Annotated in this window: 25 protein-coding genes and 1 other RNA gene; 16 read left to right on the forward strand and 10 right to left on the reverse strand. The window is 65.9% G+C overall.

The window, feature by feature from the left end; translation table 11 throughout:
* Window positions 1–38 precede the first annotated feature (38 nt).
* From BAC01S_RS25215 to trxA, 6 genes are all read right to left on the reverse strand, one after another.
* On the reverse strand, window positions 39–302 hold the full coding sequence (locus BAC01S_RS25215) for a type B 50S ribosomal protein L31 (RefSeq protein WP_027797259.1): 264 nt from the start codon (window positions 300–302) through the stop codon (window positions 39–41).
* A gap of 182 nt (window positions 303–484) precedes the next feature.
* Window positions 485–1,321 (reverse strand): M90 family metallopeptidase, encoded by an 837-nt coding sequence (locus BAC01S_RS25220; protein ID WP_027797260.1) that lies wholly within the window; start codon window positions 1,319–1,321, stop codon window positions 485–487.
* Window positions 1,322–1,353: 32 nt separating this feature from the next.
* Window positions 1,354–2,910 (reverse strand): MFS transporter, encoded by a 1,557-nt coding sequence (locus tag BAC01S_RS25225; RefSeq protein ID WP_027797261.1) that lies wholly within the window; start codon window positions 2,908–2,910, stop codon window positions 1,354–1,356.
* Complete coding sequence (locus tag BAC01S_RS25230) at window positions 2,907–3,467, reverse strand: MerR family transcriptional regulator (RefSeq protein WP_027797262.1); 561 nt, start codon at window positions 3,465–3,467, stop codon at window positions 2,907–2,909. The genes BAC01S_RS25225 and BAC01S_RS25230 overlap by 4 nt, the downstream gene beginning before the upstream one ends.
* A gap of 174 nt (window positions 3,468–3,641) precedes the next feature.
* Window positions 3,642–4,904: a transcription termination factor Rho gene (rho, locus tag BAC01S_RS25235; RefSeq protein ID WP_027797263.1), complete on the reverse strand. Its 1,263-nt coding sequence runs from the start codon at window positions 4,902–4,904 to the stop codon at window positions 3,642–3,644.
* A 261-nt stretch (window positions 4,905–5,165) separates the two neighbouring features.
* Entirely contained in the window at window positions 5,166–5,492 is a 327-nt protein-coding gene (gene trxA, locus BAC01S_RS25240) for a thioredoxin TrxA (RefSeq protein ID WP_027797264.1), read from the reverse strand.
* A gap of 418 nt (window positions 5,493–5,910) precedes the next feature.
* Between trxA and ffs the strand changes: the two genes are divergently transcribed.
* From ffs to BAC01S_RS25260, 5 genes are all read left to right on the forward strand, one after another.
* An RNA gene (gene ffs, locus BAC01S_RS33485) (signal recognition particle sRNA small type) lies at window positions 5,911–6,009 on the forward strand.
* Window positions 6,010–6,272: 263 nt separating this feature from the next.
* Window positions 6,273–8,621: a DNA polymerase III subunit gamma/tau gene (dnaX, locus tag BAC01S_RS25245; protein ID WP_027797265.1), complete on the forward strand. Its 2,349-nt coding sequence runs from the start codon at window positions 6,273–6,275 to the stop codon at window positions 8,619–8,621.
* A 79-nt stretch (window positions 8,622–8,700) separates the two neighbouring features.
* Entirely contained in the window at window positions 8,701–9,027 is a 327-nt protein-coding gene (locus tag BAC01S_RS25250; protein ID WP_027797266.1) for a YbaB/EbfC family nucleoid-associated protein, read from the forward strand.
* 133 nt (window positions 9,028–9,160) lie between these two features.
* Entirely contained in the window at window positions 9,161–9,757 is a 597-nt protein-coding gene (gene recR, locus BAC01S_RS25255) for a recombination mediator RecR (RefSeq protein WP_027797267.1), read from the forward strand.
* 72 nt (window positions 9,758–9,829) lie between these two features.
* On the forward strand, window positions 9,830–11,068 hold the full coding sequence (locus BAC01S_RS25260; protein WP_027797268.1) for a CaiB/BaiF CoA transferase family protein: 1,239 nt from the start codon (window positions 9,830–9,832) through the stop codon (window positions 11,066–11,068).
* A gap of 87 nt (window positions 11,069–11,155) precedes the next feature.
* Here BAC01S_RS25260 and BAC01S_RS25265 read toward each other — a convergent pair whose 3' ends face one another.
* Window positions 11,156–12,127: an NADPH:quinone oxidoreductase family protein gene (locus tag BAC01S_RS25265; protein ID WP_027797269.1), complete on the reverse strand. Its 972-nt coding sequence runs from the start codon at window positions 12,125–12,127 to the stop codon at window positions 11,156–11,158.
* A 258-nt stretch (window positions 12,128–12,385) separates the two neighbouring features.
* Between BAC01S_RS25265 and surE the strand changes: the two genes are divergently transcribed.
* Genes surE through BAC01S_RS25290 form a run of 5 tightly spaced genes read left to right on the forward strand, consistent with a single transcriptional unit; the run spans window position 12,386 to window position 17,055 of the window.
* Window positions 12,386–13,147, forward strand: coding sequence for a 5'/3'-nucleotidase SurE (gene surE, locus BAC01S_RS25270; protein WP_027797270.1), 762 nt, complete (start codon window positions 12,386–12,388; stop codon window positions 13,145–13,147).
* Window positions 13,144–14,244, forward strand: coding sequence for a protein-L-isoaspartate(D-aspartate) O-methyltransferase (locus BAC01S_RS25275; protein ID WP_027797271.1), 1,101 nt, complete (start codon window positions 13,144–13,146; stop codon window positions 14,242–14,244). The genes surE and BAC01S_RS25275 overlap by 4 nt, the downstream gene beginning before the upstream one ends.
* A 5-nt stretch (window positions 14,245–14,249) precedes the next feature.
* On the forward strand, window positions 14,250–15,128 hold the full coding sequence (locus tag BAC01S_RS25280; protein ID WP_027797272.1) for a peptidoglycan DD-metalloendopeptidase family protein: 879 nt from the start codon (window positions 14,250–14,252) through the stop codon (window positions 15,126–15,128).
* A gap of 13 nt (window positions 15,129–15,141) precedes the next feature.
* Window positions 15,142–16,218: an RNA polymerase sigma factor RpoS gene (gene rpoS, locus BAC01S_RS25285; protein ID WP_027797273.1), complete on the forward strand. Its 1,077-nt coding sequence runs from the start codon at window positions 15,142–15,144 to the stop codon at window positions 16,216–16,218.
* A gap of 60 nt (window positions 16,219–16,278) precedes the next feature.
* Window positions 16,279–17,055 (forward strand): 3'-5' exonuclease, encoded by a 777-nt coding sequence (locus BAC01S_RS25290; protein WP_027797274.1) that lies wholly within the window; start codon window positions 16,279–16,281, stop codon window positions 17,053–17,055.
* Between the two features lie 30 nt (window positions 17,056–17,085).
* Here the strand turns inward: BAC01S_RS25290 and BAC01S_RS25295 are convergent, their stop codons facing one another.
* Both BAC01S_RS25295 and BAC01S_RS25300 read right to left on the reverse strand, forming a co-directional pair.
* A complete protein-coding gene (locus BAC01S_RS25295; RefSeq protein ID WP_027797275.1) occupies window positions 17,086–17,946 on the reverse strand; it encodes an endonuclease/exonuclease/phosphatase family protein in 861 nt (286 codons plus the stop codon).
* Between the two features lie 103 nt (window positions 17,947–18,049).
* Window positions 18,050–18,346, reverse strand: a complete 297-nt coding sequence (locus tag BAC01S_RS25300; protein WP_027797276.1) for an outer membrane protein assembly factor BamE — start codon at window positions 18,344–18,346, stop codon at window positions 18,050–18,052.
* Window positions 18,347–18,589: 243 nt separating this feature from the next.
* Here BAC01S_RS25300 and BAC01S_RS35835 point away from each other — a divergent pair, with 243 nt between their 5' ends.
* Entirely contained in the window at window positions 18,590–18,712 is a 123-nt protein-coding gene (locus BAC01S_RS35835; RefSeq protein ID WP_281175948.1) for a hypothetical protein, read from the forward strand.
* Between the two features lie 195 nt (window positions 18,713–18,907).
* Entirely contained in the window at window positions 18,908–20,212 is a 1,305-nt protein-coding gene (gene rlmD, locus BAC01S_RS32565) for a 23S rRNA (uracil(1939)-C(5))-methyltransferase RlmD (RefSeq protein ID WP_245616676.1), read from the forward strand.
* A 108-nt stretch (window positions 20,213–20,320) separates the two neighbouring features.
* On the opposite strand, the gene BAC01S_RS25320 is transcribed toward rlmD, so the two are convergent.
* The gene (locus BAC01S_RS25320) at window positions 20,321–21,229 is read right to left on the reverse strand and encodes an outer membrane protein assembly factor BamD (protein WP_027797277.1); all 909 of its coding nucleotides are present in this window, start codon (window positions 21,227–21,229) and stop codon (window positions 20,321–20,323) included.
* 39 nt (window positions 21,230–21,268) lie between these two features.
* On the opposite strand from BAC01S_RS25320, the gene BAC01S_RS25325 reads away from it, so the two are divergent.
* The 4 genes from BAC01S_RS25325 to BAC01S_RS25340 all read left to right on the forward strand — a co-directional run.
* A complete protein-coding gene (locus BAC01S_RS25325; protein WP_027797278.1) occupies window positions 21,269–22,588 on the forward strand; it encodes an RluA family pseudouridine synthase in 1,320 nt (439 codons plus the stop codon).
* Window positions 22,585–23,445, forward strand: a complete 861-nt coding sequence (gene pgeF / locus BAC01S_RS25330; RefSeq protein WP_027797279.1) for a peptidoglycan editing factor PgeF — start codon at window positions 22,585–22,587, stop codon at window positions 23,443–23,445. Before BAC01S_RS25325 ends, pgeF begins: the two co-directional genes overlap by 4 nt.
* Window positions 23,446–23,860: 415 nt before the next feature.
* Entirely contained in the window at window positions 23,861–25,744 is a 1,884-nt protein-coding gene (gene phaC / locus BAC01S_RS25335) for a class I poly(R)-hydroxyalkanoic acid synthase (RefSeq protein ID WP_084168857.1), read from the forward strand.
* A gap of 89 nt (window positions 25,745–25,833) precedes the next feature.
* Window positions 25,834–26,265: thiolase family protein (locus BAC01S_RS25340; protein WP_027797281.1), on the forward strand; the 432-nt coding region annotated here is incomplete at its 3' end.

The raw sequence follows: 26,265 nt of genomic DNA on the forward strand, positions 1-26,265 counted from the left end.
TTGCGGGTTCGGAACCGGCGCAGGGGCCGGTGCAGACATTACTTCGCTGCCTTGCCCGAGGCGCGTGCGCCGAACTTCCTGTTGAACTTCTCGACACGGCCGGCCGTGTCCATGATCTTTTGCGTGCCCGTGTAGAACGGGTGCGATTCCGACGACACTTCGATCTTGGCGAGCGGGTAGGTCTTGCCGTTGAACTCGGCGGTTTCGCGCGTCTGGATGGTCGAGCGGGTCACGAACTTGAAGTCGTTCGAAACGTCGACGAACAGGACTTCGCGGTAATCGGGGTGAATGCCTTCTTTCATGGTTTTTCCTTAAATCTGGCGGTAGCCAACTCGCGTGCCGGGCTGCGTCATGCTGCCAGGCGCTTTTACCCGCGTTTATTTACCCGCGTTTATTTACTTACGGTCAGGCGCGAGCCACTTGCCCAAGGTCGAAAAACGGCGATTATGCCAGAAAATCAGCTGGTTGGCGAATTTTTGCGGGCTCACTCGCCGTGGCCGGCGAGAATGCCGGTTTTCGCCGGATCCTGCCGGTAGTAGCGTGCGAGCAACCGGTAGAGTTCGGGATACTCGGCCTCGAACTCGAGCGGCTTCACGAACAGCGCCTCGCTGCATACCGCGAAGAATTCGGACGGGTGATCGGAAGCATAGGGATCGATCAGCGATTCGCGCTCGAAGCGCGCCCAACGGCGCTCGGGGACGGCATCGACCCTGGCGCAGAACTGGTCGTAGGCGTTGTCGAACACGTCCGACCAGGTTTGCGCGTCGAGCGGCGCGTGCCAGCGGCGATAAAGGGGCGGATGACCGTCCGTCTCGCCGTTCACCATGTCGATCTTGTGCGCGAACTCGTGAATCACGACGTTATAGGCATCGCTGCCGTCGGTCATCTGCGCGTCTTCCCAGGAGAGAATCACGGGGCCGCCTTCCCAGGCCTCGCCGCTCGCGTCGTGCTCGACTTCGTGCACCACGCCGTCCTCGTCTTCCACGGTCTTGCGGATCACGAATTCGCCCGGATAGACGATCACGCCCACCCAGCCGCGGTACAGGTCGAGCGAGAGGTTCAGCACCGGCAGCGACGCCTGGACGGCGATCGCGACCACCATCCGGTCGGTCAGTTCGAGGTCGTGGGCCGTCGAGAATTCTTTCTGCGCGATGAAGAGGCTCGTGAGTTCGCGCAGGCGCACAAGATCGGCGGCGTCGAGATGGGTGAGGAAGGGCAGGCCGTCGAGCGTCGCCTGCCAGAGCGCGTCGTCGATCGCGTGGGTGCGCAGTGCCTTCTCGCGGCGGCGCGCGCCGAACCACTGGGACAGTTTCGATAGCATCGCCGGATCGTTTCGTGAAAGGAGTTTCGTCGTCAGTTGATCTGCTTCTGCCAGGCCGCAAAGATACCACCGCAGAGCGCCACGCCGATGAGGAAATAGAAGCCGTCGAGCGAACTCAGGAAGCTGGCTTGCTGGGCCACCAGCCGGCTCATCTGCCCGATGGCGAGTCCGTGCGCTTCGCCGGGCGTGCTGCCGAGCGCCTCGAAGCCGCGTGTGAGCGTCGCGAACAGGTTCTGAAAGACGGGATTGAACGGATTCACGAACTCGGCGAGACGCGATTCGTGCAGCGCCCGCCGATGCTGCTGGATGATGATGACACTGGCTGTGGCGAACGAGATCGTCAACTGGCGCACGATGTTCTTGAGCCGGTAGCCGTGCGTGAACTCCTCGATCGCGAAGATGCTGAAGGTCACGTTGGCGACCGGCAGCACGATGAAGAGCAGCAGCAGGCCGCGCAGCAGCAGGGGCACGATGAGCCACGATTCGCTGACGTTGGGCGGCATCTGCGTCATCCAGAACGAGACGAACGCGGAGAGCACGAAGCCGGGCACGATGATCCACTTCTTGCGCGTGACGAACTTCGCGTAGCGGAAATAGAGAAACAATGCCGAGGCCGAGATCAGCGACGTGATGCCCGTGAGGCGGCCGGCGTTTTCGACCGGATAGTTGAGTCCGCCTTCGAGGAAGCGCGAGACGAGATAGCTGAGCGCCGTGCTCTGGTAGTAATAGACCATGTAGAGCAGGATGCCGACCTGGAAGGTTTTTTCGCGCAGCGCGTGCAGGCGCATGAGCGGCTTCGGATGATGCCACTGTTGCCAGACGAACCAGGCGAGCCCGCCGATCCCGGCGACGGTGAGCACGATCAGCCCGGGCGAGGTGCTGAAGAGCTCGTAGCGCACCTGCTGCATGGCGATCTGCAGCGCGCCTTGGGCGAAGGCGAAGATGATGTAGGGCCAGAAATGCGATTCGCCGCGTTCCTCGGGCAGCACATGGCCCGAGTCGGGCAGGGCGACGAGCGCCAGCACGGCGAACAGCACGCCGGCCGGCGCCGTGCAGGCGAATAGCGCACGCCAATCGAAATGCGAGACCAGCAGGCCGCCCACCAGCGGCGCGAGCGCGCTCGAGAGCACGATCAGGATCAGGAACGCGCGCGTTGCCACAGGGCGCTGCTGCGGCGTGAAGCAGCTCTGGATGAGGATGCGGCAAGTGCCCATCATCGGACCGATGAAATAGCCCTGGAAGCCGCGTGCGAAAGCGAGCTCGATCGACGATTCGCACAGGGCGGCCGTCACCGAGCCGGCGGCATAGAGCAGCAGGCAGCCGCCCACGTAGCGCCGGTAGCCCAGCCGCTCGACCCACCACTGTTGCTGCAGGATGCCGAGCACGGCGGCCACGGCATAGGCGCTCGACGACCAGACGAGCTCGTCCGGCGAAGCGTTGATGCCGCCTGCTATATGGCTCGTGAAGAACGAGAAGATGGCGTTGTCGAAGTAATCGAGCCCGGTGGCGAGCGCGAGGACCCACGGGAAGAAATCGCCGCGCAGGCGTTCCGCGCTGAAGAGCGGCTGACCGGTCGGCGCGGTGCTCATGATCGAGTGTCGCCGTCTTTGCTCGCCCCGTGGTCGTCCTGCGTGGCCGGAGACGTGCGGCGCTTTTTTCTGGCCGCAAGCCGTTCGTCGATCAGCGTTTCGGAGGGAACGCCCGCGAGGCGCTTGTTCAGATAGTCGAGGTCGTCGGCAAGCTCGGCGCGCACGGTCTGCGCTTCCTTCAATTCGCGGCGCACTGCGGCGATGCGCGCGTCGAGCGTTTCGATTTGCCGGTTCAGCGCGTCGGCGATGTGCTGCAAGGACTCCTGCGAATAGCGTCTGCGCCCGTCGCCCGCGGATTCGAGCGGGCGCTTGAGCATTTCGGCGATGCCGTGCAGCGAAAACCCCAGCGAGCGCAAACGCAGGATCCGCGCGAACTGCTCGAGATCCTGCTCATCGTAGAGGCGATATCTGCCCTCGCTGCGCGTGGGCGTGACGAGCCCGCGCTCCTCGTAATACTTGAGCGTGCGCGGAGTGACATTGAGACGCTCTGCCGCGTCGCGCACGGTGAGTGGCGCGGGGGTATCCGGGGGAGAATCCGCGGGGAAATCTTTTGGCATCGGCGGCCGGCCGAGCGGCGGCTGTTGAATCTGCCGCGCATTATAGTACAACCTGTACGTTCACGTACAGGTTGTGGCCTTGCCTGGCCGATCCGGCAAGACGGGGCGGGGCGTCCGCAGAAACGACAACGCCCGCTTGCGCGGGCGTTCGTGTGGATGCGGAAACGGTGGGCGTTAGCCGCCGCGGCGCATCATGTCGAAGAACTCGGAGTTGTTCTTCGTCTGGCGGATCTTGTCGAGCAGGAATTCCATGGCCTCGACTTCGTCCATGTCGTGGATGAACTTGCGCAGCACCCAGATCTTCTGGAGGATGTCCGGCTTGATCAGCAGCTCTTCGCGGCGCGTGCCCGACTTGTTCAGGTTGATCGACGGATAGACGCGCTTTTCCGCGAGACGGCGCTCGAGGTGCACTTCCATGTTGCCGGTGCCCTTGAACTCTTCGTAGATCACGTCGTCCATGCGGCTGCCGGTTTCGATCAGCGCCGTGCCGATGATGGTGAGCGAACCGCCTTCTTCGATGTTGCGCGCCGCGCCGAAGAAGCGCTTCGGACGCTGCAGCGCGTTGGCGTCCACACCGCCCGTCAGCACCTTGCCCGATGCGGGCACAACCGTGTTGTAGGCGCGCGCGAGACGCGTGATCGAGTCGAGCAGGATCACGACGTCGTGCTTCATTTCCACGAGGCGCTTGGCCTTCTCGATCACCATTTCGGCGACCTGCACGTGACGGGCGGCCGGTTCGTCGAAGGTCGAGGCAATCACTTCGCCCGCCACCGAGCGCTGCATTTCCGTCACTTCTTCCGGACGCTCGTCGATCAGCAGCACGAACAGGATCACGTCGGGGTGATTCTGCTTGATGGCGTGCGCGATGTGCTGGAGCATCACGGTCTTGCCCGACTTCGGCGAGGCGACCAGCAGGCCGCGCTGGCCCTTGCCGATGGGCGCGATCATGTCGATGATGCGGCCCGTGACGTTCTCTTCGCCGCGCATTTCACGCTCGAGCAGCAGCACCTTGTTCGGGTGCAGCGGCGTGAGATTCTCGAACATGATCTTGTGCTTCGAGGCCTCGGGCGGCTGGCCGTTGACCTTGTCCACCTTCACCAGCGCGAAATAGCGCTCGCCGTCCTTCGGCGTGCGCACTTCGCCTTCGATCGTGTCGCCGGTGTGCAGGTTGAAACGGCGGATCTGCGACGGGCTGATATAGATATCGTCCGTGCTCGCGAGATACGAGGTTTCCGGCGAGCGCAGAAAGCCGAAGCCGTCCGGCAGCACTTCGAGCGTGCCGTCACCGAAGATCGTTTCGCCCGTCTTGGCGCGCTTTTTAAGAATCGCGAACATCAATTCCTGCTTGCGCAGGCGGTTCGCACTTTCGATCTCGAGGCCGTTGGCCATCTCGATCAATTCGGAGACATGCAGAGACTTAAGCTCGGAAAGATGCATACGGAGAACCCGTCGGGGAGGAGTGCGACGAAAAGAAGTCTGGGGGAAGAAGCGAGCGGAACCGCTCTAGGACTTTATAGGGCGTCGGATAGACGCTTTATGGATTCTAGCATAGCACACGCCAAAAACCGCCAGTGCGGTCGATCGGCATGTTTTTAGCGTGCGTGTTGTCCGAGGACAACACGCACTTCTGCTGGCCGCGCCACTGCGGAATGTCCGCAGTTTGCCCTCCGCGAAGGGCAGTGCGACGGCGAGCGCAAATTACAGGTGGCTGTCCAGGAACGCGGTGAGCTGCGACTTGGAGAGCGCGCCGACCTTTTGTGCGGCAACCGCGCCGTTCTTGAAAAGGATCAGCGTAGGGATGCCGCGCACGCCGAACTTGACCGGCGTCGACTGATGCTCGTCCACATTGATCTTCGCAATCTGCAGACGGTCGCCGTAGTCTTTCGCGACTTCATCGAGAATCGGCGCGATCATCTTGCACGGACCGCACCATTCGGCCCAGAAGTCCAGCAGAACCGGCTTGTCGGATTTCACGACGTCCTGTTCGAACGATGCGTCGCTGATGTGCTTGATTTGTTCGCTCATTGTATAAATACCTCTTTCGAATCGAGGCTGATTGAATTGCTCGCCACGATACACCAAAACTGAAAACCCGGTCGGGGCTGCCAAGGCGCCTCGTGATTTGCGCAAGCCCCATGCCGGGCGGCCCGCGCAGGCGCAAGCCCGATGGCGACGCCAGTGTAGCCTAAATCCCTATGCGCTGCCGACGGTGATAGTACTCATACCGCGAGCAGGGTTTCAGTCATGTGGACCGCACTGGGCGGGTGCTTGCGCGTCCGTCTCGCGTTTGCTTTTGCGCTCGCTTCAGCGCCTCATGTCGACGATATTGAGGCGCCGCGCGTCATTGCAAGAGCCGGCTCGGGCGACCGCGGGGCAGGACTCCCGGCTAACTTTCCCGGCGCCGGTGTCGCATTGCAGCGCAACCAATGTTAGAATGCGACGTGACGGGCCTCCTCGCATGGAGGGGCGGTCAACCTGGTCAGGTCGGGAACGAAGCAGCCACAGCCGTTTTCCGCCAGTGCCGAGGGTCGGGCTCGTCACCTTCCATCTCTTCCGGTTTTACCCCGCGGTATTCTCCGCAACATTCCGTAATACTTCCTCTGGATTTTTCCTCTCTGGCCGTCGAGCCGGGCCGCTGCGTGTCGTCGAAACGAGCGCGAACCAGGTAGCCGTTTCCTGTCGCGACCTCACCGGCGAAAGGGCGTTTCGCGCTCCGCCTTGCACCGCGCCGGGGCTTCCCGGGCCGTGCGTTTCGAGGTCCCGCGATTCATCGGTGCGCCCGGGCGTTACTGATACAATTTCCGGATGACCTATCAAGTTCTCGCACGCAAGTGGCGACCGAAGGACTTTGCTTCGCTCGTCGGACAAGAGCACGTGGTGCGCGCGCTCACGCATGCACTCGACGGCGGTCGCCTGCATCACGCGTATCTCTTCACGGGCACGCGCGGCGTGGGCAAGACGACGCTCTCGCGTATCTTCGCCAAGGCGCTCAACTGCGAGACCGGCGTGACGTCGAAGCCGTGCGGCGTCTGCCGGGCGTGCCGCGAGATCGATGAGGGCCGCTTCGTCGACTATGTCGAAATGGACGCGGCGAGCAATCGCGGCGTCGACGAAATGGCGGCGCTGCTCGAGCGCGCCGTCTACGCGCCGGTCGATGCGCGCTTCAAGGTCTACATGATCGACGAAGTGCACATGCTCACGAACCACGCCTTCAACGCCATGCTGAAGACGCTGGAGGAGCCGCCCCCGCACGTCAAGTTCATTCTCGCGACCACCGACCCGCAGAAGATTCCGGTGACGGTGCTTTCGCGCTGCCTCCAGTTCAACTTGAAGCAGATGCCGGCGGCGAATATCGTCGAGCATCTCACGCACATTCTCGGCGAGGAGAAGGTCGAGTTCGAGCCGCAGGCGCTGCGTCTGCTCGCGCGCGCGGCCGACGGCTCGATGCGCGACGCGCTCTCGCTCACCGACCAGGCCATCGCGTATTCGGCCAACCAGGTGACCGAGGAGGCCGTGCGCGGCATGCTCGGCGCGCTGGATCAAAGCTATCTGATCCGCCTGATCGACGCGCTCGTCGCGGGCGAGGGTTCGGCTGTGCTCTCGATCGCCGACGAGATGGCGTTGCGCAGCCTGTCGTTCTCGACCGCGCTCCAGGATCTGGCCGGGCTTTTCCACCGGATCGCGTGGGCGCAGTTCGCGCCGGGCTCGGTGCTCGACGAATGGCCGGAAGCCGCCGATCTGCGCCGGTTCGCCGCCGAACTCGCCGCGGAGCAGGTGCAATTGTTCTATCAGATCGCGACGCTTGGCCGTAGCGAGCTAGGACTCGCGCCGGACGAATACGCGGGCTTCACGATGACGCTGCTGCGCATGCTGGCGTTCGAGCCGGCGGCGGCCGGCGCCGGCAGCGTAGGCAGTGCGCCGGCCTCGAAGCCGGCGGCGCGCGCCGGTGCCCAGGCCGGTGCGCCGGCGGTCGCATCGGCGGCTGCGAGCAGCGCGGCGGACGCGCCGCGAGCGGTTGCTGCACCGAAGCCCGTCGCGGCGGCGGCACCAGCCGTTGCACTGCCGAGCCCCGAGGTTCGCGCGGCGGAGCCGGTCAAGGCCGCGGATCCGGCGCCGGAGAGGGCAGCAGGCATTGCCGCCGCCGCACCCGGCGTCGTGCCGCCGTGGGAGTCGGCCGACGAGCCCGCAGCGGCGCCTGCCGCCCCCGCCGAACCCCGCGCACAGGCCGTGGCGCAGCCCGAAACGCCGCGCGCAGCGGCGGCCGACGAGGCTGCTGATCCGTTCGCGGCGTCCGGTGCGCGCAGCGGAGCGAGCGCAGCGCTCGACGTGCTGCGCAGCAAGGGCATGCGCGTCGCGACCGACCGCGGCGCCCGTGCCGCTGGCGCGCCTGCTGGAGCACCCGCCGCCGCACCGAAGCCTGCCGCGCCGCGCGCCGAAGTGAAGGTGCCGACGCCCGATCCCGCGCGCCGCGCCGCGGCGGCGCAGGAAGCCGAAGCGCGCCGTCCGGAGCGCAGCCAGCCGGCGCAGGACGCCTCGGCCGCGCCGCCGTGGGACGCGCCGTGGGGCGATACCCCGCCGGACGACTACGTGCCGCTCGGCGCCGACGACGCGTACTTCGCGCAGCCCGACGACGGTTTCGTGCCGGCTTTCGACGGCGAACCGGCCGCCTCGCGTAGGGCCGCGCCTGCGGCCGTCGTCGTGGACGTGAGCAAGCTGCCCCCGGGCATCGCGCTCGATGCGATCGGTTTTGCGGGCGACTGGCCCGCGCTTGCCGCGACACTGCCTCTCAAGGGCATTTCGTATCAGCTCGCGTTCAACAGCGAGCTGACGGCGCTCGACGGCATGCAGCTCAAGCTGAGCGTGCCGGTGCCGCAGTACGCGGAGGCTTCGCAGGTCGCGAAGCTGAAGGCGGCGCTGGCCGAATGTCTTGGCAAGACGGTGGACGTGGCGGTGGAAGTGGGCCCGGCACGCCGCACGGCAGCCGCGCTCGACGCTGCCGCGCGCGCCGAACGCCAGCGCGACGCCGAACGCGAGATCGGCGCCGATCCGTTCGTCCAGCAACTGATACGCGAGTTCGGCGCGAGCATCGTGCCGGGCTCGATCCGGCCACTCGCGCCCGAAGCCGCCGCGGGCGGCAGCCAGGCCGCCCATTGATTTGCGGCGTGCGGCGCCAGGGTCTGCGCGGCGCCGCGCGCTTTCCACGAATACAGACGATTCAGAAGGAGTCACGATCATGATGAAGGGCCAACTCGCCGGGCTGATGAAGCAAGCTCAGCAGATGCAGGAAAACATGAAGAAGATGCAGGAGCAGCTTGCCCAGATCGAAGTCGAAGGACAGGCGGGCGCCGGTCTCGTCAAGGTGACGATGACGTGCCGCAACGACGTGCGTCGCGTCTCGATCGACCCGAGCCTGCTCGCCGACGACAAGGACATGCTGGAAGACCTCGTCGCCGCGGCGTTCAACGACGCCGTGCGCAAGGCCGAAGCCACGTCGCAGGAGAAGATGGGCGGCATGACCTCGGGTCTGCCGCTGCCGCCGGGATTCAAGCTGCCGTTCTGATGCCGTGCCGGCGGGCCGCCGCGCGCGGGCCCGCCGGGCGTGCTTCGCACGCAAAGCCTGCAGCACGAGATTGCGCGAGACCTCGTGCAAGATGTCTCGCGCAAGACCTACCGATTTGCCACGCTGAATCCGCATGAAACAACCTTCCGCCCTGGCCGCGCTTGTCGAGGCGCTGCGCGCGTTGCCCGGCGTCGGGCCGAAGTCGGCGCAGCGTATGGCTTACCACCTGATGCAGCACGATCGCGAAGGTGCGGAGAAGCTCGGCGGCGCGCTTCTTTTCGCCACCGAAAACCTGAAGCACTGCGAAAAGTGCAACACGTTCACCGAAGCTCAGGTCTGCGAAACATGTCTCGACGAGGAGCGTGACCCCACGCTGCTGTGCGTGGTCGAAACGCCCGCCGACCAGATCATGCTCGAGCAGACCATGACCTGGCGCGGCCTGTATTTCGTGCTGATGGGGCATCTGAGCCCGCTCGACGGCATCGGCCCCAAGGAAATTCATTTCGACCGGCTCGTGAAGCGCGCCTCGGACGGCATCGTGAAGGAAGTCGTGCTCGCGACCAATTTCACGAACGAAGGCGAGGCCACGGCGCACTACCTCGGCCAGGCGCTGAAGGCGCGCGGTCTCGCGGTCACGCGCCTCGCGCGGGGCGTGCCGGTGGGCGGCGAGCTCGAATACGTCGATGCGGGCACGATTGCCCGCGCGATGCTCGACCGGCGCTCGATGTAGCATGCGCATGGGCCGCGCGCGCCTTGCCGGGGCGCACCGCGCGGCGCGCATCGAAGAGACGAAAGGAGACTCATGAGCGCAGCCACTACTCACGAATCCGCATCCGGCGAGCGCCCCGCGGGCCCGCTGGCCGGCGTGAAGGTGCTCGAACTCGGCACGCTGATCGCCGGTCCGTTCGCGGCGCGTTTTCTCGGCGAATTCGGCGCCGAGGTCATCAAGATCGAAGATCCCAAGGGCGGCGATCCGCTGCGCAAATGGCGCAAGCTGTATCCCGAGGCGGGCGGCACCTCGCTCTGGTGGGCCGTTCAGGCGCGCAACAAGAAGTCGGTGACGGTGAACCTGAAAGCCGAGGAGGGCAAGGAGATCGTTCGCCGCCTCGCAAGGGAAGCCGATATCGTCGTCGAGAATTTTCGGCCCGGTCTGCTCGAAAAGCTCGGGCTTGGCTACGACGTGCTTTCGAAGGACAATCCCGGCCTCGTGATGGTGCGGCTTTCGGGCTATGGTCAGAGCGGCCCGTATCGCGATCGTCCCGGTTTTGGCGCGATCGCCGAATCGATGGGCGGCTTGCGCCACATCACCGGCTATCCCGATCTACCGCCGCCGCGCATCGGCATTTCGATCGGCGATTCCATCGCCGCGCTGCACGGCGTGATCGGCGCGCTGATGGCGCTGCATCATCGCAACGTGAACGGCGGCAGCGGCCAGATCGTCGACGTCGCGCTCTACGAGGCCGTCTTCAACATGATGGAGAGCGTCGTGCCCGAATACGGCGTTTACGGCATGGTGCGCGAGCGTACCGGCGCGTCGCTGCCGGGCATCGTGCCCTCCAACACCTATCCGTGCCGCGACGGCAGCATCGTGATCGGCGGTAACAGCGACCCTATCTTCAAGCGCCTCATGACGGCGATCGACCGCGAAGATCTCGCAAGCGACCCGGGCCTCGCGCACAACGATGGCCGCGTGCCGCGTACCGCGGAGATCGACGGTGCCATTGCCGCCTGGCTCTCCACGCGCACGATCGACGAAGCGCTCGACGTGCTCAACGCGGCCGACGTGCCGGCGGGGCGCATCTATAGCGTCGCCGACATGTTCACCGATCCGCAGTTCATGGCGCGCCAGATGATCCAGCAGTTCCGCTGGCAGGGGAAGGTGGACGTGGCGCTGCCCGCCGTGACGCCGAAACTCTCGACGACACCCGGCGAAACCCGCTGGCTCGGCCCCGAACTGGGCGAGCATACGGACGAAGTCCTGCGGGCGCTGGGCTACGGCGCCGAGGATATCGCACGGTTGCACGCGCAACAGATCGTCTGAGACGCCGCGAAAATCCCGGCACGAAAAACGGCGCGCATGGCGCGCGCCGTTGTGAGCGGAAACTAGCCGGAAACTGAGCGAAGGCGCTCAGGGCTCGATCACGATCTTGCCGGTCACCTTGCGCGACGCCATATCCTTGAGGGCCTGCGCGGCATCGGCGAGCGGGTAGCGCTTCGAGACGTACGGCTTGAGCTTGCCTTCGCCGATCCACTTGACCATTTCGGCGAATGCCGCCGCGTTGCGCTGCGGCTCGCGTCGCGCGAAATCACCCCAGAACACGCCGACGAGACTCGCGCCCTTGAGCAGCGCGAGATTGAGCGGCAGCTTCGGAATCTCGCCGTTGGCGAAGCCCACCACGAGGTAGCGGCCGCGCCAGCCGATGCTGCGAAACGCCGGTTCGGCGTACTGGCCGCCGACCGGATCGTAGATCACATCGGGGCCCTTGCCGTCGGTGAGCGCCTTGATGCGCTCGCGCAGGTCTTCGGTGCTGTAGTTGATCGTGGCATCGGCGCCGTAGCGGCGGCAGATCTCCAGCTTCTCTTCGCTCGACGCCGCGGCAATCACGCGCGCGCCCAGCACCTTGCCGATCTCCACGGCGGCGAGACCGACGCCGCCCGCGGCGCCCAGCACGAGCATGGTTTCGCCCGCACGCAGCGCAGCACGGTCGACCACGGCGTGATGCGAGGTGCCGTAGGCGAGGGTGAAGGCGGCGGCCGAAGCGAAGTCGGCGCCTTCGGGCAGCAGCACGCAGGCGTCGGCGCTGGCGATTGCCTGTTCGGCGAAGCCGCCCTGGCCCACGTAGGCGACGACGCGCGTGCCCGGTGCGAGTTTTACGCCGTCGCCTGCCGCCCGCACGACGCCTGCGACTTCGGCGCCCGGCGTGAAGGGCAGCGGCGGCTTCATTTGATACTTGTTTTCGATGATCAGCACGTCGGGAAAATTGACGGCGGCGGCCTTCACGTCGATCATGACCTGGCCCGGTCCGGGCGTGAGGTCGGGCAGTGCTTCGAGCGTGAGCGTATCGGGCGGACCGTACTGGTTGCAGCGGATGGCGCGCATCGTGTCTCCTGTTCTGTCGCGTCGTTCGTGAAATCGGCACCAGCGGACAGTGTACGGCAAATCGATAAAATGCGAACGACCGTGCGATTCGGTCTGGCGCTAATGACCGGTGTCGCGCGGTGCCGAGAAGCCACGCCGAAGGGCACAGGAATGTGCGCGCGGCAAGGCCGGCGAGCGTGGAAAGCGCGGCCCGTGGCGCCGGGGGCGATGCGCCGGGCTGTCGTTCGCCTGCCTTCTTTCCTCGGTTACAATCGACTGATGCGAATACTACTCAGCAACGACGACGGTTATCTCGCCCCCGGCCTCGCAGCGCTCTACGAGGCGCTCCAGCCGCTCGGCGAGGTCATCGTGATGGCGCCGGAGCAGAACTGCAGCGGCGCATCGAACTCGCTGACGCTGTGGCGTCCGCTGTCGGTACTGCGCTCGGCGACCACGGGCTTCTACTACGTGAACGGCACGCCCACCGACTCCGTTCACATCGCGCTCACCGGCATGCTGGAGCACAAGCCCGACCTCGTCGTTTCCGGCATCAACAACGGCCAGAACATGGGCGAAGACACGCTCTATTCGGGCACCGTGGCCGCCGCCACGGAAGGCATCATGTTCGGCGTGCCGGCCATTGCGTTCTCGCTGGTCGACAAGGACTGGGTGCACCTCGACACGGCTGCGCGCGTCGCCGCCGAAATCGTGGCGCATTACCTGGCCCAACCGTTGCCGGGACACCCATTGCTGAACGTCAATATTCCGAACCTGCCTTACGACGAACTCGGCGAGTGGCGCGTGACGCGCCTTGGCAAGCGCCACCCCTCGCAGCCCGTGATCGCCCAGACCAACCCGCGCGGCGAGCCGATCTACTGGATCGGCCCGGCGGGCAGCGCGCGAGATGCGAGCGAAGGCACGGATTTTCATGCGGTGTCGCACGGCCATGTGTCGATCACGCCGCTGCAACTCGATCTGACCCACACGCAGATGTTGCCTGAGACGCACGCATGGGTGCGCCAAGGCGGCAGCGCTTCATGACCGGCGAGCGCACCCGGCGTTTTCCGCTCGGACTTGCGGATCTCGTGCGCGAGCCGCGCCAGCGTGACGCGCGCCTTGGCGAAGCCCGTGCGCCGCTCGCGAGCGGCGCGAAGCCCGTCGCGGTGAAGGGCGGGGCCGCGCAGGCGCCGCGCGCCGGCGGCGCGGGCGCTGCGCCTGGCGCTATCGGGTCGGGCAAGCCCGGAGCAACGCGCACGGCGCGCCCCGGCGAAGCGTCGGCGAAGCCCTCGATCAAGTCGCCGGTCAAGTCGTCGGCCACCGCGCGCGCGGGCGAAGCGCGCCGCAGCGATGCGCCGCGGATCGCGCAACCCGTCACGTCGGCCAACCGTTCGAGCGCGCTGCGCACTTCTGTCCCGCGTCCGGGCGCGGTGCCGGCTTCCGGTGCGCCCGGCGTGCCGTTGAACAGCGCGTTTGCATTGACTTCGGAACGGGTTCGCGAACGCATGGTCGAACGCCTGCGTGCGAACGGCATTGCCGATCCGCGGGTGCTGCAGGCGCTTGCGGCCGTGCCGCGCCACATGTTCGTCGATCCCGGTCTCGCGACTCAGGCCTACGAAGATGCGGCGCTGCCGATCGGCCATCAGCAGACCATCTCGAAGCCTTCGGTGGTGGCCCGCATGCTCGAACTCGCGGGCGCGGGCCGCGCGCTCGACCGGGTGCTCGAGATCGGCACCGGCTGCGGCTATCAGGCCGCCGTGTTGAGCCACATCGCACGCGACGTTTATTCGATCGAGCGCATCAAGCCGCTGTACGAGCGGGCGAAGACGAATCTTCGTCCGCTGCGCATCCCGAATATCCGGCTGCATTACGGTGACGGCAGGCTCGGATTGCCGTCGGTGGCGCCGTTCAACGCGATCGTGATCGCGGCCGCAGGGCTTGATGTGCCGCAGGCGCTGCTCGAGCAACTCGCCATAGGCGGACGGCTCGTGGCGCCGGTCGCGTCGACTGGCGCCCCTGACGGCGATGCGGCCCAGGCAACCCAGGTGCTGATCGTGGTCGAGCGCACGGGGCCGGCGCAGTGGCGAGAGTCGCGGCTTGATCGCGTTTTCTTTGTCCCCTTAAAATCCGGAGTGATCTGAAACCGATGAGTATGTTGCGCGCGATGCAAAGAAACCGCTTGAATGTCGATCTCACCGCAGCCCGGCGCGGCGCTTCCGTCATCGCGCTCTGCCTGCTGACCGCCTGCGCGACGAGGCTCGACCAGGCGCCTGTCGTCGACCGCACCGCGCCGCTCGGCACCGCCGCCGCGCAGCCGGCCGTGCCGCTCGGGCCGCCGCCTCCGGGATACTACCGGGTGAAACCGGGCGACACACTCTATAGGATTGCGCTCGAAAACGGCCAGAGCTATCGCGACATCGCGACGTGGAACAATCTCGCCAATCCGAATCAGATCGAGGTGGATCAGTTGCTGCGCGTCGTGCCGCCGGGCGCGAATCCGGCGGCGTCGACGCCGGGCGTCGTTACCGCACCGGTGCCGGGCGGCAACGTGACGAGCGTGCCGTCGGCGTCCGTGCCGCCGATTGTCGGCTCGGGTGCCGGCGCCGCGGCTGTGCCGCCGCCGCAGGCAAGCGCCGGCGACATGGCTGCGCCTGCCGGCAGCATTGCGCTGGCATGGCCGGTGCGCGGCCCGGTGCTCAACGGCTTCGACGACACGAAGAACAAGGGCATCGACATTGGCGGGGCGGCAGGCGACCCCGTCAAGGCTGCCGGCGACGGCCGCGTGGTTTATGCCGGAAACGGGCTGCGCGGATACGGCAATCTCATTATCATCAAGCATGACGCCACGTATTTGACGGCGTATGCACACAACCGCACTTTGATGGTAAAAGAAGGGGATGCCGTTACGAAAGGTCAGAAGATCGCCGAAATGGGCAACACCGATTCCGACCGTGTGATGCTGCATTTCGAAGTCCGCCGTCAGGGCAAACCCGTCGACCCACTGAAGTACTTGCCGCCGCAATAATAGCGAGCCGACCATGCCGAAATCGAAGCGTCGTCCGCAGCAAACCGAGTCTGACAGTCAGGCCGCGCCGGTTTCGGTCGAAGACGGCGCTGCGTCTGGCGAGGACGAAGCGCTGTCCGAGCTCGACAACGGCCGCGAGTTCGACGAGCGCGAGGCTGCCACGGAAGAAGAGGGCAGCCGCGAGGCCGCCGAGCCGGCGCCGGAGGACGACTTCCGTGCGATGCTGCAGGCCGAGTTGACGGCCGACACCATCCAGCACTACCTGAACCGCATCAGCGTGAAGCCGCTGCTCACGGTCGAGGAAGAGCAGCGCTATTCGCGCCTCGCGAAGGCGGGCGAGTTCGAAGCACGCCAGGTCATGATCGAGCGCAATCTGCGGCTCGTGGTCAGCATTGCGAAAGGCTATCTGAATCGCGGCGTGCCGCTGCTCGACCTGATCGAAGAGGGCAATCTCGGCCTCATGCACGCCATCGAGAAATTCGATCCTGCTCGCGGTTTCCGTTTCTCGACCTATGCGACGTGGTGGATCCGTCAGAGTATCGAGCGCGCGATCATGAACCAGGCGCGTACCGTACGGCTGCCGGTGCACGTGATCCGCGAGCTCAATCAGGTGCTGCGCGCGAAGCGCCATCTGGAGAAGAATTCGCTGAATGCTGATTCGGCATCCGAACGGCGCGACGCGAGCATCGACGACATCGCCTATCTCACCGGCAAGACGAGCGAAGAAGTCACCGACATCCTCGCGCTCAACGAGCACACGGCGTCGCTCGACGCGCCGCTCGACCTCGACCCCGCGAGCAGTCTGCTCGATCTGCTCTCCGACGACCAGAGCCAGTCGCCCGATGCCGAGGTGCAGCATCGCGAGCTGGAGACGCTCACGCGCGCCTGGCTGGGTCGCCTGTCAGACAAGCACCGCCACGTCATCGAACGGCGCTTCGGGCTGAACCATATCGAGCCCGCGACGCTCGAAGAGCTGGCCGACGAAATGGGCCTGACGCGCGAGCGCGTCCGTCAGATCCAGCAGGAAGCGCTCGTGCGGCTCAAGCGCTTTTTCGCGTCCAACGGCGTGCGCAAAGACGCCGTTCTGTAAATTCCGCATTTCGCGCCTTTTGTTTTGCCAATCCGGCAGTTCGACTCGATGTTCGACTGAATGACACCTGTACTCGTATTCGACATCGAGACGATTCCCGATGTCGACGGCATTCGCCGTCTCGAAAATCTCCCCGCTTCGCTCACCGACGCCGAAGTGGCCGAACATGCGTTTGCCGCGCGGCGTGAGAAGACCGGCAGCGATTTCCTGCCGCACCACCTGCAGCGCGTCGCGGCGATTTCGTGCGTGTTCCGCGACGGCCAGGGTTTTCGCGTGCGCTCGCTCGGCACGCCTGCGGACGGTGAGGCCGCGCTGGTCCAGTCGTTCTACCGCACGATCGAGAAGTACACGCCGCAGCTCGTCTCGTGGAATGGCGGCGGCTTCGACCTGCCGGTGCTGCACTACCGGGCGCTCGTGCATGGCATACGCGCGTCGCGCTACTGGGATCTCGGCGAAGAGGACCGCGACTTCAAGTGGAACAACTACATCAGCCGCTATCACTCGCGTCACACCGACCTGATGGACGTGCTGGCGATGTATCAGGCGCGCGCCAACGCGCCGCTCGACGCGCTGGCGAAGCTCTGCGGGTTTCCGGGCAAGCTCGGCATGGACGGCAGCCAGGTGTGGACGGCGTTCCAGGAGGGACGTATCGAGGAGATTCGCAACTATTGCGAAACCGACGTGGTCAACACGTATCTGCTTTACTGCCGCTTTCAGATGATGCGCGGCGGTTTTACCGAGCGTGAATACGAAGACGAAATCGCGCACGTGAAGAACGCGCTGGCCGCGGAACCGGCGCCGCACTGGGCCGAATATCTCGCGGCGTTTGGCAGCTGAGTTGCCCTGAGTTTCGCCTGCCGGGGGGCGTCAGGCCAACTCCAGCACGATCGGCTGGTGGTCCGACGCCTGCGTCGCACCCTCGATTTCGCAGCGCTTCAGACGCCCGCGCAGATCCTCCGTGACAAACACGAAGTCGCACGCGATCGGTCCCGACGACCACTGCCCGGTGTCGTAGACACCCGCAGTCGGAGGCGGGGTCGCGCCAGGGTGCAGCGTCGTCCATGCGTCGACGAACGCGGGACTGCCGGCGATCGGTTCGAGCATGCGCACGTACGCCTCGCTGCCCCACGCACTGTTGAAATCGCCGCAGAGGATTGCGCTCACGGGGCGGCCCGTGGGGGCGAACGGGCCGGTCGCGTTTTCGGCCGGCGCGGGCGAGGCGGCATGCTCTGCCGCTTCCTGCTGGAGTCGCCGCAGCTCGTTCACCTGCGCGAGCCGCTGGCGCACGGAATAGAACTCCAGATGCGTGACGAGCACGCGCAATGCGGCGCCTGGCGCCTCCAGCACGGCTTCGAGGGCGACGCGTTGCATCGACGGCGCGGCGGGATCGGCGGGCCAGGGCAGCGTGTGGCGGAATACCTGCGCAACGGGCAGGCGCGTGGCGATCGCGTTGCCGAACTGGCGCCGCCGCGTACCGGCGGCGCCGGCCGCGGCCGGGAGATCGGCGCCGATGGCCTCGAACACCGTGTAGCCGGGCAAAAGCGCCGCCAGTTCGGTGAACTGATCGTCGCCAGGGCCGCCCGGCAGGCCCGCGAAGCCGCGCGTGAGCTCTTGCATACAGAGCACGTCGAAATCCGCGAGCCGCCGTGCCTCGCGGACGGTGCGCGCCAGATCGACTACGCCCGCCGCGTCGCGGCCCCACTGTACGTTCCAGCTAAGCAGTTTCATGGCTATCCGCAGAGGGGGATCGGCATGATCCTAATGTAGGCGAAGGGGAGATCTTCGTCCCTCGCCTTCGTCTCAAGCCGGAGTGTCGCCCTCTGGGATGCACTTAGTGCGGCATGCCGGAGCACACGCTGCGCGCCGTTCCCGAGACACGATGCTGGCCGTCGAAATACACCGCAAAAGGCGTGCCGGTGTCGCCCAGCGAATACTGGAAGCAGTCGTTGCCGGCGTTCGTGGTTTGGCTGTCCGGCGGGCCGATGCGTTGGACAACCTCCGTCTGCGACATGCCGGGCGTGACCTTGGTCATGATCTGTTCGGGCTTGACGGACGAAGCGCATGCGGCGAGGCTCAGGAGTGCTGCCGCAGCGATGGGGCCGAAGGTGCGGTAGATTAGTTTGCTCAAGTCGATTCCTGGTGTTTAAGGTGAGTGATCCATACGCCAGGCACGTATGATCCATCGGATCAGGCCGAAACGGCAGCCCGCAAAGGCTGCGCATCCGGTCCGTACGGGCGCGCATGTTGTCGGTCGGGCAACATGTGGACGGCCAGCAACAACCCCATCGGCATGATGGGTGCAGCAAGGCCGCCGAACATTAGCATGATTCGTTGCCCGTGAACCACTTCTGGCGGTGCGAACGACTCGATCGTGGGCGCGATCGTCGCAATGACGCCGTCAACGACAATCGGAGCGGCTTCTGCCGCGTGGGGCGGCGGCGCCGACTTCGTCTACAATCTCGCCTTTGCCCGTTTTTCGATCACCCGTTTTTAATTACTGTTTGTCAGGAATCCGCTGGTGTCTCAAGCCGTCCCCGATCCTCAAGCCGAACCTGTAGCAGCCGCGTCCGCTCAGGATGCGCAGACCGCCCCTGCGAAGCGCAGCAAGCGCGAGCGCCGGGCCGAGCGGCGCGCCGCCGCCGACGCGTCGGTGCTTCATGCCCCGATTCTCGAGATCGAATCGCTCGATATGGAAGCGCGCGGCGTCGGTCGCACCGTGACCGAAACCGGGGAGCCCGGCAAGGTGATCTTCGTCGAAGGCGCGCTGCCCGGCGAACGCGTGACTTACTCCAGCTACCGCAGAAAGCCGAGTTTCGAGCAGGCGCAGGTGGTGGACGTGCTGCGCGAAAGCGTAATCCGCACGAAGCCGCAATGCACGTTCTTCGGCACCTGCGGCGGATGCTCGATGCAGCATCTGGACGTGCGCGCGCAGATTGCCGTCAAGCAGCGCGTGCTGGAAGACAACCTCGCGCATCTTTCGAAAGTGCGCGCCGAAACGCTGTTCCGGCCAATACACGGGCCGTCGTGGGGCTATCGCTACCGCGCGCGCCTGACCGTGCGCAATGTGCCGAAGAAGGGCGGGGTGCTGGTCGGCTTCCACGAAAGGAAGAGCAGCTACGTGGCCGATATGACGAGTTGCGAAGTGCTGCCGCCGCATGTTTCGGCGATGCTCGTGCCGCTGCGTGCGCTTGTGGAAGGGCTGTCGATTCGCGATCGCATGCCGCAGATCGAACTCGCCGTGGGCTCGAGCGTGACGGCGCTCGTGCTGCGTATCCTGGAGCCGCTCACGGCCGCCGACGAAGCGCTCCTGCGCGCCTTCGCCGACGAGCACAACGTGCAGTTCTGGCTGCAGCCGAAGGGCCCGGACACGGTGTTTCCGTTCTATCCGCTCGATGCGCAGCTGGACTACACGCTGCCCGAATTCGACATCCGGATGCCGTTCAAGCCGACCGACTTCACGCAGGTCAATCATCAGATCAATCGCGTGCTGGTCGGCCGCGCGCTGCGGCTGCTCGCACCCGAGCCGGGCGATCGCGTGCTCGATCTGTTCTGCGGCATCGGCAATTTCACGCTGCCGCTTGCGCGGCTGGCGCGCGAGGTGGTGGGCATCGAGGGCAGCGACACGCTGACGGCGCGCGCGCTCGAGAACGCGCGCGCGAACGGCGTGGACGGCCATACGTCCTTTGCGTGCCGCAACCTGTTCGAAGTGACCGCGGACGACATGCGCGCCCTGGGCGCATTCGACAAGTTCCTCGTCGATCCGCCGCGCGAAGGGGCGCTCGCGGTATCCAAAGCGCTTGCGGACATCGCGCAAAGCGGCGAGGGCCCGCTGCCGAAGCGCATCGTCTACGTGTCGTGCAACCCGGCGACGCTGGCGCGCGACGCGGGCCTGCTCGTGCACGAGGCCGGCTACCGGCTCAAGGGCGCGGGCGTCGTGAACATGTTTCCGCATACGTCGCATGTCGAATCGATCGCTCTGTTCGAGCGCGACTGAGCGCTGAAGGCTGGTGCCGGGCGCCCGCCCGACGCACGAATGAAAAAACCCGCCGAGGCGGGTTTTTTTCTTCCGGCGTCAGCCAGGCAGAGGCCCGGCGCAGCGGTCTTACCAGAGTTGCCACCACGGCTTGCTGTTGCTGCTGCCGCTGCTCGCGCGCGCATGGCCGGTGATGTACGGGCTGTCCGGGAACGTCGACGCCAGCACCCGGCGGGTGTCGTCGGCGAGCTGCGGCTGATCCAGCTTCTGGTACGAGAGGATCATGATGTGCAGCGCGTCCTCGATAGCCGGCGCGCTCTTGTATTGCGTGATCGTGAGCTGCGCGCGGTTGATCGCGGCCACGTAGGCGCCGCGGCGGTAGTAATAGTCGGCGACGTGCACTTCGTGCGAAGCGAGCGCGTTGACGATGTAGCGCATGCGCTGCGCCGCGTCCGGCGCGTACTTGCTTTGCGGATACTTGTCCACCACCTGCTTGAACGCGTCATAAGCTTCGCGCAGCGATTTCGGATCGCGCTCGCTCATGTCCTGGCCCGAGAAGCGGCCGAAGAGGCCGAGGTCGTCGTTGAAGTGGATCATGCCCTTGAGATAATAGGCATACGCGATGTCCGGGTGATCCGGGTGCAGGCGGATGAAGCGGTCGATGGCTTCGTCGGCGGCGTCGTTCTCGCCGTCCTTCCAGCTGCAGTAGGCCACGTTGATCTGCGCCTGCTGGGCGAAGTGGCCGAACGGATCGCGGCCTTCGAGCGACTCGAAGTACTTCGCGCACTTGCTCCAGTCGCCGCTGGAGAGCGCGTCCTGGGCCTCCGTATATAATTTGTTGTTGTTCCACGTCGCCGTTTCGTCGGTCTTCTCCGGCAGGCCGTGGCAGGCCGCCACGACGGCGAGCGCGGCGCCGCACGCGGCGAGGCGAACGACGTTACCGACCTTGCGGATCGTCGATCCGGTCGCCGTGTTCAGAGCCGCGTTCCGGGCAATAGCATGTTGGGCCAGTTTCGTAATCGTGTTCAAGGCTCGCATTTTCCAGTTCAGCTTCAGGTCCCAGGTGACCCAGACTCAATGACCCGTTCAGTTCTTCCGGGAGGCGGCGCCCCCGGCGCCCAAAACAGCATCGACCATTATAGCCTAGGCGCAGTGCCCGATGACGCAGCGTCCGGTGAGTCGCTCGACGACGATCTTGGCGGAGAGGCGCTTGCGGCCGGCTTATCAGGCGCAAGCGCTGGCCAAAGTGCCGGGCAAAGCGGCGGCCGCGGCAGTGAAGCGCCGCGGCGCGTCCAGGTGCCCGACGAGCTTGCCGGCGAGCGGCTCGACAAGGTGCTCGCGAAGGTCTTTCCCGAATTTTCGCGCAGCCGTCTGCAGGGCTGGATCGAAGCGCAACGCGTGCGCGTGGATGGCGCGCCCGCCAAGGTGCGTCAGGCGGTGCCGCTCGGCGCGACGATCGAGCTCGTGCCCGACCTGCTGCCCGAGCAGCTCGCATTCACGCCCGAACCGGTTCCGCTCGAAGTGATCTACGAGGACGACGCCATCGTCGTCATCAACAAGCCCGCGGGGCTCGTCGTCCATCCGGCCGCGGGCAACTGGAGCGGGACGATTCTCAACGGCCTCCTGCATCGCTACGGCGAGGCGGCCGCTGGCTTGCCGCGCGCGGGCATCGTCCACCGGCTCGACAAGGAGACCTCGGGGCTGATGGTCGTCGCGCGCACGCTGGAGGCGCAGACCGACCTCGTGCGCCAGTTGCAGGCACGCACGGTCAAGCGCCGCTACCTGGCGCTCGTATGGGGCAACATGCCGGACGAGGGCACCATCGACGCGCCGATCGGCCGCGATCCGCGCGAACGCACGCGCATGGCGGTCGTCGCGGGCGCTTCGGGCAAGCCTGCGCGCACGCATTTCCGGCGCGTCGATTCGACCCTGTGGCACGGCCAGCCGGTGAGCGCGATTCACTGCGATCTGGAAACGGGGCGCACGCACCAGATCCGCGTGCATTGCGCGCACATTCGTCATCCGCTGCTGGGCGATCCCGTGTACGGGCACGCGCGCGGGCGGCGCTCGGTCGCGGCATTGCCGGGCGGCTTCGCACGCCAGGCGCTGCATGCGTGGCGGCTCGGCCTCATCCATCCGGTCACACACCGCGCGATGCAGTGGCGCGCCGACGTGCCCGACGACATGGATGAGCTGATCGCCGCGCTGGGCTTCGGCTCGGAGGAAGAGGAATACGGCTTCGACGAAGAGATGTTCGACAGTGCCTATACGGATGAAGGTTTCGTGATCGGCAGCGACGAAGAAGACAACGAAGACGACGAGCACGACGAGCACGACGAGCACGACGAGCACGACGAGCACGACGAGCACGACGACAGCAAGGACCGCCGCGCATGAGCATGCCCCATGAACTGAATTCCGCCGACTTGCTGCTGCCCGACTGGAGCGCGCCTTCGAACGTGCGGGCGCTGGTGACGACCCGCAACGGCGGCGTGAGCGCGCCGCCGTTCGGCCGCTGGCAGGCCGATGCCGCGGGCGGGGAGGGGCGTGACCTGCCGGGCGGTCTGAACCTCGGCAGGCTGTCGGGCGACGAGCCCGATCATGTGGAGGCGAACCGGGTGCGCCTTCTCGCCTACGCGGGCGTGCCGGCGGCGTGGCTCAGGCAGGTGCACGGCGCCGACGTGGCCGACGCTGCCGACGCGCTCGCCGCCGCGCGCGCGGGCGAGCCGCTCGCCGCCGACGCGAGCGTGACGGACCGGCCGGGCATCGCCTGCACGGTCATGGTCGCCGACTGCATGCCGGTGCTGCTGTGCGACGACGCGGGCCGCGCGGTCGGTGCCGCGCACGCAGGCTGGCGCGGACTGGCGGCGGGCGTGATCGAGCGGACGGCCGCTCGCGTGGCCGCCCTCGCCGGTTGCGCCATCCACGAACTGCATGCCTGGCTCGGCCCGGCCATCGGTCCGACGGCCTTCGAGGTGGGCGCAGACGTGCGTGACGCGTTCATGACCCATGCAACCGATGTCGGCGGCGCACAACGTGACGCAACGGCGGCCGCGTTTGCGGCGAGGCCCGCGGCGAGCGGCAAGTATCTGGCCGATCTCAACGCGCTCGCGCGCCTGCGGCTCGCGGCACTCGGCATCGCGCGCGTGGGCGGCGGCGACCGGTGCACCTACACGGAGCGCGACGCTTTCTACTCGTATCGGCGGGATCGGGTCACGGGCCGCATGGCGGCGCTCGTCTGGCTGGCTGCCTGACTAGCGGACGCATCCAGCTCCGTATTTCACTCTATTGCCACGGCTTTTGCCCGCGTTTTGCTGCGCTGCATCGAAAGCGGCGAAACGCGGCGAATTGCAGCACGTAATTCGATACCGATTGCGTGAACGCGAGTTGCCTCGCATTGCAAGCGCTTGGCCCCATGGCGGTTTTTTATGGGCAGGCCTTATTGCGCATGACTTGCCGCGTTTTAAGCATTGCTTACATCGGGAAAACGATAATAAAAAAAATATCGCAGTGCGGCAAAATCGGGCACAAGCATTGACACGCTTCGCAGTGGGGAGCAAGAATGTCCTTCACCTACGGGACAGGACGCGACAGGGCGCAACGCGCGCTTCGTCGGCGTACCACCTGCCTCTCAACCAGTCCTTCGGGGCACACCGGTCAAAAGCAGGCATGACGGCATCTGAACGTTCCACGAATTCCCCGGGCACGGGCGCTTCAACTAGCGGTGCGCAGCAATTCACTCCGGATGCCGCCGGAATGCAGCAGATACTCGACGCGTGGACGGTGGCGTGGCGCAATGCCATGAATGCCGCGCAGCAGGCTCAGGAGGCGGCGACCCGGCAGATGCCGTTCGGCACCGGCTGGTGGCCTCCGGTCGCCAACGGTGCAAGCGGCACAAGCGGTATGAGCGGTGCCGGCATGGGTACGCCGTTCGACGCGTTCCGGTTGCCGGGTGTCGTGGTCGAACCCGCACGCCTTCAGCAGCTCCAGGCCGAATACTCGCGCGACGCGATCGATCTGCTGCGTCAGGCGTCGGACACCACACCCAAAGCGCCCGAACTGAAGGATCGTCGTTTCAGCTCCGAGGCATGGAAGACCACGCCGGCTTATGCGTTCACGGCGGCGTGGTATCTGCTGAACGCGCGCTACCTGCACGAACTCGTCGACGCCATCGATACCGATGCGAAGACGCGCGAGCGCATTCGCTTCGCGGTGCAGCAATGGACGGCGGCGGCATCGCCCAGCAACTTCCTCGCGCTCAATCCGGACGCGCAGAGCACGCTGCTCGAGACGCATGGCGAGAGCCTGCGCCAGGGCGTGATGAACCTGCTCGCCGACCTCACGCGCGGCAAGATCTCGCAAACCGACGAGTCGCGTTTCGTGGTGGGGCGCAATCTCGCGACGACCGAAGGTTCGGTCGTGTTCGAGAACGAACTGTTCCAGCTGATCCAGTACAAGCCGCGCACGGCCACCGTGCACGAGCGGCCGCTGCTCGTCGTGCCGCCCTGCATCAACAAGTTCTACATTCTCGACCTGCAGCCCGAGAATTCGCTCGTTGCTTACGCGCTCGAGCAGGGCCAGCAGGTGTTCCTCGTGTCCTGGCACAACGGCGACGCGTCGATTGTCGATAAAACCTGGGACGACTATATCGAAGACGGCGTGCTCAAGGCCATCGACACCGTGCGCAGCATCAGCGGCCGCGAGCAGATCAACACGCTCGGCTTCTGCATCGGCGGCACGATGCTGGCCACCGCGCTCGCCGTCGCAGCCGCGCGCGGCGAACATCCGTCTTCGTCGCTGACCTTGCTGACGGCGATGCTCGACTTCTCGGACACGGGCGTGCTCGACGTGTTCGTCGACGAGGCGCACGTGCAGATGCGCGAGCAGACCATCGGCGGCAAGAACGGTACGAAACCCGGGCTCATGCGCGGCGTCGAGTTCGCCAACACGTTCTCGTTCCTGCGCCCGAACGACCTGGTCTGGAATTACGTCGTCGACAACTACCTCAAGGGCCGCACGCCGGCCCCGTTCGACCTGCTGTTCTGGAACAGCGATTCGACGAGCTTCCCCGGCCCGGCCTACACGTGGTATCTGCGCAATACGTACCTCGAGAACAAGCTGCGCGAGCCGGGCGCGCTCACGGTTTGCGGCGAGGCGGTGGACCTCTCGCGCATCGACGTCCCCACGTTCATCTATGGTTCGCGCGAGGATCACATCGTACCGTGGCGCACGGCGTACGCGTCGGTGCCGCTGCTTTCGGGACCGCTGCGCTTCGTGCTAGGGGCGTCGGGCCACATCGCGGGCGTGATCAATCCGGCTTCCAAGAACAAGCGCAGCTTCTGGAGCATCGAGGGCGACGCGAAGCACCTGCCCGAAGGCGCCGACGAGTGGTTCGACACGGCGCAGGAAAAGCCTGGCAGCTGGTGGCCGACGTGGGCAGAATGGCTTGATCAGTATGGCGGCAAGAAGGTGAAGCCGCGCGCGCAGGCAGGATCGGCGGAGTTTCCGGAGATCGAGCCGGCACCAGGGCGTTACGTGCAGCAGCGCGAGTGACGCGGGTCAATGCGTCATGCTGCGGCAATGGTTTTTAACTTGACGGGTCAGCGTCGTTCGCGACGTTGTGCTGACCGGAGGAACTGGAAATGACTGACATTGTGATCGTATCGGCCGCCCGGACGGCGGTGGGCAAATTCGGCGGCTCGCTGGCGAAGATTGCGGCGCCCGAGCTGGGCGCGGTGGTGATCAAGGAAGCGCTGGCGCGCGCCGGCATCAAGCCCGAGCAGGTGAGCGAAGTGATCATGGGTCAGGTGCTGACGGCCGGTTCGGGCCAGAACGTCGCGCGCCAGGCATCGATCAAGGCGGGGCTGCCCGCCTCGGTGCCGGCCATGACGATCAACAAGGTGTGCGGCTCGGGCCTGAAGGCGGTGATGCTCGCGGCGAACGCGATCGTCGCGGGCGACGCCGAGATCGTGGTGGCGGGTGGCCAGGAGAACATGAGCGCGGCGCCGCACGTGCTGCCGGGCTCGCGCGACGGCTTCCGCATGGGCGACGCGAAGCTCGTGGACAGCATGATC

This window comes from Paraburkholderia acidipaludis NBRC 101816, assembly GCF_000684975.1.
GTDB classification, from domain to species: domain Bacteria; phylum Pseudomonadota; class Gammaproteobacteria; order Burkholderiales; family Burkholderiaceae; genus Paraburkholderia; species Paraburkholderia acidipaludis.